Origin of the sequence: Pseudoalteromonas sp. S3178, assembly GCF_005886985.1 — a bacterium.
GTDB classification, from domain to species: Bacteria; Pseudomonadota; Gammaproteobacteria; order Enterobacterales; family Alteromonadaceae; genus Pseudoalteromonas; species Pseudoalteromonas carrageenovora.
Genome location: NZ_PNCW01000030.1, coordinates 118086 through 130108 on the forward strand (window position 1 = coordinate 118086; position 12023 = coordinate 130108).

8 protein-coding genes are annotated in these 12023 nt (G+C 40.5%); 4 read left to right on the forward strand and 4 right to left on the reverse strand.

What is annotated here, in order from left to right:
- Window positions 1-35 precede the first annotated feature (35 nt).
- Window positions 36-2528: a penicillin-binding protein 1A gene (locus CWC11_RS09925; RefSeq protein ID WP_138682565.1), complete on the forward strand. Its 2493-nt coding sequence runs from the start codon at window positions 36-38 to the stop codon at window positions 2526-2528.
- A gap of 64 nt (window positions 2529-2592) precedes the next feature.
- Here CWC11_RS09925 and metL read toward each other — a convergent pair whose 3' ends face one another.
- Together metL and metB are read right to left on the reverse strand one after the other, a co-directional pair.
- Window positions 2593-4938, reverse strand: coding sequence for a bifunctional aspartate kinase/homoserine dehydrogenase II (metL, locus tag CWC11_RS09930; protein ID WP_138682566.1), 2346 nt, complete (start codon window positions 4936-4938; stop codon window positions 2593-2595).
- 169 nt (window positions 4939-5107) lie between these two features.
- Window positions 5108-6355 carry a cystathionine gamma-synthase gene (gene metB / locus CWC11_RS09935; RefSeq protein WP_138682567.1) on the reverse strand — a complete coding sequence of 416 codons (1248 nt, stop codon included), beginning with the start codon at window positions 6353-6355 and terminating at the stop codon, window positions 5108-5110.
- A 268-nt stretch (window positions 6356-6623) separates the two neighbouring features.
- Between metB and metJ the strand changes: the two genes are divergently transcribed.
- On the forward strand, window positions 6624-6944 hold the full coding sequence (gene metJ, locus CWC11_RS09940; RefSeq protein WP_002958371.1) for a met regulon transcriptional regulator MetJ: 321 nt from the start codon (window positions 6624-6626) through the stop codon (window positions 6942-6944).
- A gap of 64 nt (window positions 6945-7008) precedes the next feature.
- Here the strand turns inward: metJ and CWC11_RS09945 are convergent, their stop codons facing one another.
- Window positions 7009-8250, reverse strand: a complete 1242-nt coding sequence (locus CWC11_RS09945; protein WP_058547616.1) for a malic enzyme-like NAD(P)-binding protein — start codon at window positions 8248-8250, stop codon at window positions 7009-7011.
- 515 nt (window positions 8251-8765) lie between these two features.
- Entirely contained in the window at window positions 8766-8981 is a 216-nt protein-coding gene (rpmE, locus tag CWC11_RS09950) for a 50S ribosomal protein L31 (RefSeq protein ID WP_002958369.1), read from the reverse strand.
- Between the two features lie 230 nt (window positions 8982-9211).
- Between rpmE and priA the strand changes: the two genes are divergently transcribed.
- Together priA and CWC11_RS09960 are read left to right on the forward strand one after the other, a co-directional pair.
- Window positions 9212-11398, forward strand: a complete 2187-nt coding sequence (gene priA / locus CWC11_RS09955) for a primosomal protein N' (RefSeq protein ID WP_138682613.1) — start codon at window positions 9212-9214, stop codon at window positions 11396-11398.
- Window positions 11399-11418: 20 nt separating this feature from the next.
- Entirely contained in the window at window positions 11419-11946 is a 528-nt protein-coding gene (locus CWC11_RS09960; RefSeq protein ID WP_058547617.1) for an SPOR domain-containing protein, read from the forward strand.
- Window positions 11947-12023 lie beyond the last annotated feature (77 nt).

Below are 12023 nucleotides of genomic sequence, written 5' to 3' on the forward strand. Positions count from 1 at the left end.
AACTCGCAATTGGGAGTCCATTTAGGGAAATATAAGTGATTTTATTAAAACGAACTTTACAATTTTTTATCATTTGTACGTTAATTGGTCTGATTACATTAATCAGTCTTTATTACTACGTTAAACCTGATATCCCCAGTGTGCAAGTTTTAAAAGACGTGCAATTACAAACTCCTATGCAAGTATTCACTAAAGATGGCCTTTTGATCAATCAATTTGGTGAAAAACGTCGTATTCCTGTCACTATTGATGAAATACCACAGCCCCTGATTAATGCATTTTTAGCGACTGAAGATAATCGATTTTATGATCATGTTGGCATAGACCCCATTGGTATTGTTCGCTCTGCTATTGTGCTTATTTCTACCGGTGAAAAAAAGCAAGGGGCGAGTACTATAACGATGCAGCTTGCTCGAAATTTCTTTTTAACACGCGAAAAAGCGTATATCCGTAAAGTTAAAGAAATATTTATAGCGTTACACATAGAAAATGTATTAACTAAAGACGAAATTTTAGAGCTCTACCTTAATAAAATAGAATTAGGTAACCGTGCATTCGGTATTGGTGCTGCAGCACAAGTTTATTATGGTAAAGAGTTAAAAGATTTAACACTTGCACAAATGGCGATGATTGCAGGCCTACCTAAAGCGCCTTCTGCTTTAAACCCTATTCGTAACCCGACTCGTGCAAAAGCACGCCGAAATGTTGTTTTAGGCCGTTTATTAACTGAAAACTACATCACCCAAGAACAATATAATGAAGCAACCAACCAGCCTATAACTGCGTATTTCCATGGCGCAGAGATAGATTTATACGCACCTTATATTTCTGAAATGGTTCGTGCTGAAATGGTATCTCGTTACGGGGTTGATAAAGCCTATAATTCTGGTTTTAAAATTTTTACCTCTGTTGAATCTCGCGTTCAAAAAGCAGCACAAACAGCGCTAGTTAATAATTTACATAACTACGATATGCGCCATGGTTTTAGAGGGCCTGTTGATGTTTTATGGGATCCAGAAACACAACCAGCTTTAACACAACAGCAAATTATCGATAAATTAAAACCAGTAAAAGAACTTGGCGATTTAAACGCCGCGGTAGTATTAAAAGTAAATGAAAAAACCGCTGATGTTATTTTAAAAAATGGCCAACGTACTACTCTTGATTGGAATAATTTAAAGTGGGCGCGTAAATACATTACACGTTACCGTCAAAGCTTTGCGCCAAAAGTCGCCACCGACATTTTGACCCCGGGTATGCAAATATGGTTACGTAAAAACAAAGACGACTCTTATATACTAAGCCAGATACCAGAAGCTGCGAGCGCTATTGTGTCGCTTGATCCGCAAGATGGCAGAATTAAGGCAATTGTAGGTGGTTACAGCTTTGAGCAAAGCCAATACAACCGCGCAGTACAAGCTAAACGCCAAGTCGGCTCAAACATTAAACCGTTTATTTACTCAGCAGCGCTAGAGAAAGGCTATACGCTGGCATCAATACTAAACGATGCCCCCATTAACCAGTGGGATAAAAGCCAAGGCGTTGCATGGCGACCTAAAAACAGCCCTGCAGTTTATAATGGTCCAATACGTATTCGCCGTGCTTTAGCGCAATCTAAAAACGTAATTTCAGTACGTTTACTACGTGGCGTTGGACTGCAACGCACAGCTGATCACTTATTAAAGTTTGGTTTTAAAAACTCAGATATTAACCGTAGTGAGTCACTTGCTCTTGGTAGCGCCTCTATAACACCTCTAGAACTAGCTCGTGGTATGAGCAGCTTTGCTAATGGTGGTCATTTAATAGAACCTTACTTTATCTCAGAAATTCAAGATGCTTATGGCAATGTTTTATTTAAAGCTAACCCTGCAATGGCCTGTGATGAAAACACTACTCCACTAAGCAATGAGCTTACGTTAAGCAACAGTGCTGATGAAGTAGAGCAACCTCGTCAATGCGCTCCTCGCATTATATCTAAGCAAAATGCGTTTTTAATTGCCGATGCAATGCACAGCGGTATTTGGGGCGGTGGAAGCTGGGCAAATAAAACAGGCTGGAGTGGCACGGGCTGGCGAGCACAAGCACTAGAACGTCGCGATCTTTCTGGTAAAACGGGTACAACCAACGACTCTGTTGATACCTGGTTTAGTGGCTTTAATAGCAAAGTAGTGACCTCTGTATGGGTAGGGTTTGATAACCCGGGTAACCCACTAGGTCGCTCAACCTACAATAACAACCTAGATAGCGGTCAAATATCTGGTGCAGAATCGGGCGCAAAAACGGCCCAGCCAGCCTGGGTTGAGTTTATGAGGGCTGCACTTGAAGGCACCCCTGAAGCGCCGATTGAACCACCCGAAGGACTTGTCTCTATTCGTATTGATTTAGCGACTGGCTTACTTAGCCATAAAAATGATTATACAAGCCGCTTTGAATATTTTGAAAAAGGCACAGCACCGACTAAATATGTGTTATCTCAGCCTAACGATATATTTGAAGAAGATACAAAAACAGAAGAAGAGCTATTCTAAAGCATTTATAAACAAAAAACGGCGGCTTAATTTAAGCCGCCGTTTTTATATCAATATACACACCTTATTTTAAGTTTTGCACAAGCCAATATAAATCAGAATGAACACCCGCCGCAGTTACTTCACTACCCGCCCCAGGGCCTTGAATAACCAATGCATTGTCGCTGTACCATTTACTGTTGATCACAAAAATATTATCGCCAGGTGTTAAGTTTGCTAGCGCATCACCGTTTGGCACGTAGGTAATGCCTACTTTTGCAATAACTTTATCATGCGCGATTTCTAATAACCCTGTGTATCTAAGCACGGCATTTTTAGCTTGCGCTGCTGTAGCGTGTTTTTCAATAAATGCATCAAGCTGCGTTTTTTTATCTATAAAGTCGTCCCAGCTACCCTGAGCAAGTTCAACCGGCATAAGTGCCGACAGGCTTATATCGTCAAGCTCAAGCTCTACACCTAGCTCTCGGGCTAAAATAAGTAGCTTACGCTGCATATCACGCCCAGATAAGTCTTCACGCGGATCAGGCTCTGTAAAACCCATTTTTTGTGCTTCAAGCACTAACTCTGAAAACGCAACACTGCCATCATATTTACTGCATAACCACGATAATGTGCCAGAAAACACGCCTTCTATTCGAGTGATTTTATCGCCACTATTTTGTAAATCAGCTAAAGCAAAGTTTATAGGTAAGCCTGCCCCTACACTTGTGTTATAACGCCAGTGTAGGTTGCGCTCTGCCAAATTATTTCTAAGGGTTTGATACCAAAGTGTAGGCGCTGTGCCCGCATATTTATTTGCACTAATTAAATGGCAGTCGCTTTGCACAAAGTCAGTATAAAGCTGGCTAAATTGCTCACTAGCAGTAATATCAATTACTACTTTATGCTCGTAATCAAGCTCGTTAATTGCATTTAACAAATCATTACTTTGGTATTTTTTGGCCTCAAGCTGCCATTGTTTTTCCCATGTTTGAGGGTTAACTCCACTTGGATTAAACAGCATCTCTTGAGAGCGAACCAAAGCAACTAATTTAATACTAAAGTCACCACTTAGGCGCTCAAATTGATCCGCCAGTTGGTGTATAAACACTCCACCTACATTACCTAACCCTGCTACTATAATCGCAATTTCTTGGCCTTTGTTAACTAGCTTATCGTGCAATGTGCTTTGCACATCGCTATCAATAAATTGGTCAGTTAGTAATAAAACATAACCATTATCTTGATGTACAAAACGCGGTTTTATAGTTTGCTCAGCTAATACTTCTAAAGCTTGCAGTTTAAGTGTGCTGATGTCTTGCTCTGGGGCAACAACTGCACAGCCGTTTAAATTCGACTCACTAATATTAGCTCTACCAGCAAAGTAATTAATAACTTGATATGTTTGTGCAGCCGGTACGACTAAATACACTTCGCCATTATGGTTAAAGTGATGAAGACTATGCTGAATAAGCTGGCTAACACTTGCAACCTCACCTTCACTCAAGCCTTCTACTGTTAATAAATCAACATTTTGTAGCGTCGTTATAAAGCGTTTTTTCTTAGCTAGACCTTCTTTAACAATATGAGTTGGACTTGCTTGAACATCAAAACTACTGCGTACAGCTAGCTTTATATTGGTATTTTTTAAAGGCGATAACGTTTTAGCATGCAAAACGGGGTTGCCTAATCGTGCTAGTAAATTGGCCTGAGTGCGACACACTTTAGCGTACTTAATTGCCTTTTTTACTTTACGCGGATCGGTACTAAATACACCTTGCGTGTCAGTCCAAATGCATACCTGTTTGGCATCACAATAACTGGCAAGTAATGTCGCGCTGTAATCACTACCATTACGACCAAGCGTTACCGTATCGCCAAGTGTATTTGCCGCTATGAACCCGGTTACTACATTCATTTTATTGGTATCAATAACACTGTTACATTGCAGCTTATTTTGAGCATGGCGTAATTCGCCATCATTTAAAGTAAAAAGCAGGCGAGCATCGTGTGCGCAGGCATGTACGTTTAACTGTTGTAAATATGCAGCCAATAATCGTGCAGACCATAACTCACCATGGGCAAGTAATTGCGCTTCTTTGAGCTGCTCACTTTGCGCTAAGCTTGCAATAATATTTAGTTCTTCGAGTAATGTTTTAAGTGCGCTGCGCTTTAAATCAGCTTGTAATAATTGCTCAATTAAATCGCTTTGATGGTTATTTAACTGCAGTAAAATATCAGCGACAGCTTGTGTGTCTTGCTGCTGATAACTTTGCCACAACGACACAAGTGTATCTGTGGTTTTACCAGCAGCAGATACCACAACACAGTCGCCTGGCTGAGTATGCCCAATAATTATTTTAGCTACGCTTTGATAGCGCTCACTAGAGCTTAAGCTTGACCCACCAAATTTATGTACACAATTGACCATATTTATACCAATTCGCTTAATTAAGATGTCTATTTTGAGGATAAGAAAACCGTGTCGATAACAAGGCCAAAATTTCGTTGTTTAGTTGTTCTATATAAGAAATTTTTAACGAAGTTAGCGTCGGTTTAATCCCTCAAATTGATTAGGTATTATTGCGCATTGGTATTACTTACGAAAGCGCCGGGCGGGCTGCACTTAATTTCACATTGCCACCAGGCGTGCCAGCACCTTTACCTACACGGCCAATGTTTTTATTTTTCCCTGGTTTTACAAGTTCAAACACGCGTTCAAAATCAGCAACTAAGTCATTTATATCTTCAATACCTACCGAAATACGAATGAGCGTATCACCCACTCCCGCTTCTAAACGGGCTTTAGGCTCCATTCCTGCATGCGTCATCGTTGCAGGGTGGCAAATTAAGCTCTCTACGCCGCCTAGCGACTCTGCTAAGCTAAATGTCTCAAGGCTTGTTAAAAATGCCGCAGCGTCGTTAACATCGCCTTTAATATCAAAACTGACCATACCACCAAAGCCAAGTTGCTGGGCCTTTGCCAATGCATGTTGAGGGTGCGACTCAAGTCCTGGGTAGTAAACTTGGCTCACAAATTCAGAGCTTTCAAGGTACTTGGCAATTGCAAGTGCGTTTTCTTGATGCTGTCTTAAACGTACATTTAAAGTACGCAAGCCACGAAGCGTTAAATAGCTATCAAATGGTGCACCTGTAATACCAATGTTATTTGCCCACCAAGCTAACTCATCACCAAGCTCTTGTGTTGCAGCTATCACAGCGCCGCCCACAACATCAGAATGACCATTGATATATTTAGTCGTCGAGTGAACAACAATATCTACACCAAATTTAATTGGGTTTTGCAGCGCAGGTGATAAAAACGTGTTATCTGCAGCAACAAGTGCCCCGCACTGCTTAGCTATATCAGTCACTGCTTTAATATCTGTTAAGCGCAGTACTGGGTTACTTGGTGTTTCAATCCATATTAATTTAGGTTTTATTGCTAAAATTTTATCTAAGTTTTCTTGCTTGGTTAAATCTAAAACTTCAAGCTTTAGTAATCCGCGTTTTTGCAAAGACGTAAATAAACGGTAGCTTCCACCATAACAATCATGTGGAATAACCAGTGTATCGTCATTATTTAATAACTGAGTCGCTAAATGCACGGCAGCCATGCCTGTGGCAGTAATAATACCGCGCGCACCACCTTCAAGTTCAGCCAATGTTTCAGCTAAGATATCGCGATTGGGATTACCGCTGCGCCCATAATCGTACTGACGCTTAGTATCAAAGTCGGCAAACGAATACGTAGTCGATAAATAAATTGGCGGAACTACAGCGCCATGGTGTTTATCTGCATCTACGCCATTACGTACTGCAATAGTCGCTTTGTTTTTTTCGCTCATATTCGTCACCTGATTAATTTGGATGTTTAGACGTCCAAAAGAGTAAGTTATCCATTTTGATAAGTCAAAGCTTTTAAAGCTCTAGATGGCTAAAAATAACTAACTTATAAAACTTGAATGGGGCTATATTTACAATTACAGCCGGCTTATTAAGATAGATTGGTATCTATTATTTGACTATCTTTTTTAAATCGATAGAATTTCACGCATATTTACACGCTTTTTACGCCGTGTGAGAAATTAATAATCTGAGGCAACGATACATCTTATGGCTAAATGGAATGGTGAGTATATTCACCCATACGCAGAACACGGGAAAAAATCAGAGCAAGTTAAAAAGATCACCGTTTCGATCCCGCTAAATGTATTAAAAGTTTTAACGGATGAGCGCACGCGCCGTCAAATAAATAACCTTCGCCATGCAACAAACAGTGAGTTGTTATGCGAAGCGTTTTTGCATGCATTTACAGGCCAGCCATTACCAAATGACGATGACTTACGTAAAGACAACGCAGAAAAAGTACCTGAAGAAGTTAAAAAGATAATGCAAGAAATGGGTTTAGAAGTGCCTATTTTAAACGAAGAATAAATCGTTACCTTTTTAATCAAAAACCTCAGCAATTGCTGAGGTTTTTTTGTTTTAGCATATACCTTTAAGCCATGTAATTTTCAGGTAAGTCAATTTGCGCAACACCCGATTCTACCGCAGCTACAGCTACAGCTTTAGCTATACGAGGTAGTAGGCGCGGATCCATTGGCTTAGGAATAATGTACTGTGCACCAAATTCAAGCTTATCAACGCCCGCAGCTTTTAATACTTCTGCTGGTACTGGCTCTTTAGCAATACTACGAATAGCTTCTACCGCAGCAATTTTCATTTCATCGTTAATAGCGCTTGCGCGTACATCTAGTGCACCACGAAAAATAAACGGAAAACATAAAACGTTGTTAACTTGGTTAGGGTAGTCAGAGCGCCCCGTAGCCATAATTAAGTCGTTGCGTGCACCATGAGCAAGTGCAGGATCGATCTCAGGATCTGGGTTTGAACATGCAAACACCACAGGTTTTTCTGCCATTAGCTTTAGATCTTCAGCTGCTAGCAAGTTAGGGCCAGAAACGCCTACAAATACGTCAGCGTCTGCAATTACATCTTGTAAAGTACGCTTATCGGTATTGTTAGCAAACAGCTGCTTGTATTCGTTTAAGTCATCACGACGTGTATGAATAACACCCTTACGATCCAACATATAAATATGCTCGCGAAGTGCGCCACACTTAATGAGCAGCTCCATACACGCCACGGCAGCAGCGCCTGCACCTAAACATACAATAATCGCATCTTCAATTGACTTACCCTGCACTTCTAGCGCGTTTAGCATGCCAGCAGCAGTTACAATAGCAGTACCGTGCTGATCATCATGAAAAACCGGAATACTACAGCGTTCAATTAATGCTTTTTCAATTTCAAAACACTCTGGTGCTTTGATATCTTCAAGGTTGATACCGCCAAACGTATCAGCAATATTTGCAACAGTATTAATGAAATCTTCAGTCGTACGATGCTTAACTTCAATATCGATTGAATCAAGCCCAGCAAAACGTTTAAACAATAACGCTTTACCTTCCATTACAGGCTTAGATGCTAAAGGCCCTAAATTCCCTAGGCCTAAAATTGCAGTGCCATTAGTAATTACCGCAACCATATTACCTTTGCCGGTATATTTATAAGCATTAGCAGGGTCTGCAGCTATTTCACGAACGGGTTCGGCAACACCGGGGCTATACGCAAGCGCAAGATCTTGAACCGTTTCGGCGGGTTTGGTTAGTTCAATGCTAATTTTACCTGGTACTGGGTGTGAGTGATAATGTAGTGCTTGTTCACGAAAGTCTGACATAACGCGATGGTATCCTGCAATTTAAGTTAAAGTGAGAGGTGGTGTCTTGGGGTAAGATACCCTTATTATTTTTAAATTCCAAGCAATATCAGGTCTATCCTGTTATATGCTATATCCTTTAATTTTAAGAGGTTTTTCAGTAACTTTGCTGGATTATATCGACATTTAATAAATAAAAATTCACCAAAAAAGGTCGTTTTGAGGTGCTTTTATGTCTCCAATGTTCTTTATAAAATGTACGTTTAAAGTATTACTATAAATCTAAAATAATAGCCTATTACTCTACTTTAAAAACAGATGACTCCACGTTGGCTACTTTTATCAACCTAGTTAAAAAATGTACTAATTAAAATATAGAGAATATAAATAGATTTGTCTGCAAAGGTTTATGCATACTCATAATAAAAGGCAGAAATAGTTATGCAAAAGCGTAAATAACTAAAGTCGGTTAAATAAGTAAATTTTAGGCACAAAAAAAGCACCCTAAGGTGCTTTTTTTAACTAAACAGCAATAATTACTTCTTGCTGCTAAGTGCACCGAAGCGCTTGTTGAAGCGATCAACACGGCCGCCAGTGTCTAAAATCTTTTGCTTACCAGTGTAAAACGGGTGACACGCAGAACATACGTCTAAGTGAATGTCTTTACAAAGAGTTGAGCTAGTTTCGAATTTGTTTCCGCATGAACATGTTGCAGAAATTACTTCGTACTTAGGGTGAATACCTTCTTTCATAGGAACCTCTAGTTAAGGCCGCATCGCTCTCCAAACCCGAAGTCTGGCACCATACGTCGTTAAAACAAATTTGTTGGTCGCGGATTTTATCCAACAACCCCCCCCTACACAAGTATTAATTTATGTTTTTGCTAAAAAAGTGAACAACCTCTTTCTATAGTGCTATTCCTTATAGGTTTTTAGACATATTTTTAGTACATTAGGCAATTAATTTTATGGGTGAAGTTGTTATGCGTTTTGTTGAAGTTGCCATTAAAGTCCCGCTACCACGCACCTTTGACTATAAAGTAGAAGAACAACTCAGCGGGTTATCAACGCCGCTTGAGCCGGGCATGCGTGTTTTAGTGCCATTTGGCAATCAAAAGAAAGTAGCTGTTATTCTCAGTGTTAAAAATACGACTGATGTACCAGAGAACAAAATAAAAAACATAATAGAAGTCATCGACGACTCCCCTATTTTAAGCGCCCAGCACTTAGATTTACTTAGCTTTACAGCTCGATATTATTGCTACCCACTTGGCGAAACTATACACATTGCGCTACCGGGGGCTCTTCGCCAAGGTGAATCACCCGATAAAACCAGTATTAATATGGTTACCCTTACTGAGAAAGGCGCAAAAATCCCTTCGCTAAAAGCTAAAACTCAGTTAAATCTATTAAAGCAGCTATCGCAATCAGGTAAATCATCGTTAACTGAATTAAAAGCGCTAGGCTTTAGTAAAAAAACAATCGATAGCTTAATAGATAAAGATTTAATAACACAAACTATTGAGCACGATAATCAATGGCAAAGTGTTGCGCCTACCGTTGGTACCAAACCGGTATTAAATAAAGAACAAGCTGTTGCCTGTACTGCCATTAACCAAAGCACTGGCTTTAAAAGCTTCTTATTAGAAGGTGTCACGGGCAGTGGTAAAACCGAAGTATATTTACAATGCCTTGAGGAAGTTTTAAAGCACGGCGAGCAAGCATTAGTATTAGTGCCAGAAATAGGCCTGACGCCGCAAACTGTAAACCGTTTTCGTCGGCGCTTTCCTGATACACCGATTATGTTATGGCACTCGGCTCTTACAGACAACGAACGCTTACAAACATGGCGCTTTTGCGAAAAAGGCAGTTGCGCTATAGTAATAGGCACACGTTCGAGTATTTTCCTGCCATTTTTAAAACTCGGTATGATAGTGGTTGATGAAGAACACGACTCATCATTCAAGCAACAAGACACCTTACGCTACCACGCTCGAGATTTAGCAGCATACCGTGCTTTTCAGCACAAAATACCACTTATTTTAGGCAGTGCAACGCCCGCACTCGAAACCCTACATAAAGCTATAAATAACAAATACCAGCTTTTAAGTCTTACTGAACGAGCGCAAACGGCCACCGATAACCAATTTAAATTACTTGATATGAAAGGGCAGCCTGATCAAGCAGGGATTGCACATGCAAGCCTTGCAACTATGCGCCAACATTTAAATCGCGGTAAACAGGTGATGGTGTTTTTAAATCGTCGTGGTTTTTCGCCAACCCTTATTTGTCATGAGTGTGGCTGGCTAAGCGAGTGCAAACGCTGCAGTACCAGTGCGACTTTTCACAAAGCAATAGGCCAAATGATCTGTCATCATTGTGGCGATCAATACCATGTTCCGCATCAATGCCCTGACTGCGGAAGCACGCAAATTTTTCCTAACGGTAAAGGAACTGAGCAAATAGAAGAGTTTTTATCGAGCGAGTTTCCTGACACACCAGTAACACGTATAGATCGCGATTCAACCCGTCGCAAGGGAAGCCTTGAAAAAGCACTAGATGAAATAAATCTCGGTGGCGCACGCATATTAGTAGGTACACAAATGCTTGCTAAAGGCCATCACTTTGCAGATGTAAGCTTGGTACTTATTTTAGATGTAGATAGCGGTTTATACTCTTGCGATTTTAGAGCAACAGAACACTTAGCGCAGTTAGTTACGCAAGTTGCAGGACGTGCTGGTCGCTCTGGCGAACCCGGGCAAGTATTATTACAAACGCACTTTCCAGAACACCCTCTTTTACAAGATTTAGTTAATAACGGCTATCAAGACTTTGCTCGTTTTGCTTTAAGCGAGCGAGATGATGCAGATTTACCGCCAATCACTAATATGGCGATTGTCAGGGCGCAAGGGCACAGTATTAAACAAGTCGTCGATTTTTTGACGGATTTGGTTCCTGTAAATGGGGTATCTGGTATACAATTGCTCGGTCCGATCCCCGCACCTCTTGAGAGAGTTGCAGGTATGTATCGTTTTCAATTACATATTCAAGCGCAAGATCGCCGCGTATTACACCAGTATCTTTCGCAAATGGTTGATTATTTAAGTACTAGCAAACTAGCACAAAAAGTTCGCTGGAGCTTAGACGTAGACCCTATAGACATGATTTAGGTTAAGGCCACAATAACACCATGGCACAGCACGATTATATTAATAAAAAGCCTGCAGGCAGAAACAGTAAAAAACAAGCACCGGCTAAAAAGCCCTTCCCAATCCTATTAGTAATTATTGCCTTGTTACTCGTTGGCGGTTTTGCTTACGGATTATGGTTTATAAAAAGTAATGCCGACCCAAAACTGGTAGAAAAACAAGCTAACCCTACGCCTGCAAAAAAAGTAGAAGTAGCGATACCGCGCACGCCTGAGTTTATTAAAGAGATCAGAGAGCACGAAATTCAGGTTGAGGTAAAAGAAATTGAGCAAAAAGGCCCGTATGTTATGCAGTGCGGATCGTTTAAAACTCATGCACAAGCCGAATCACTTAAAGCTAAAATAGCATTTGCAGGGCTAATTTCTGAAATAAAAGAAGCAAAAGGCAGCAATGGTATTTGGTACAAAGTACGCTTAGGCCCTTATAAAACCAAACGCCAAGCCGAAAGCGATAAGAACAAACTTAAACGTGTAAAAATAGTCGGCTGCGGAATTTGGGGCTGGACTTGAAAATAAACCATTCACCCATATAACCTCATCATAATCGTTTTTTACGAGTTGCCACTGCAACTCGATGATGAGGAATA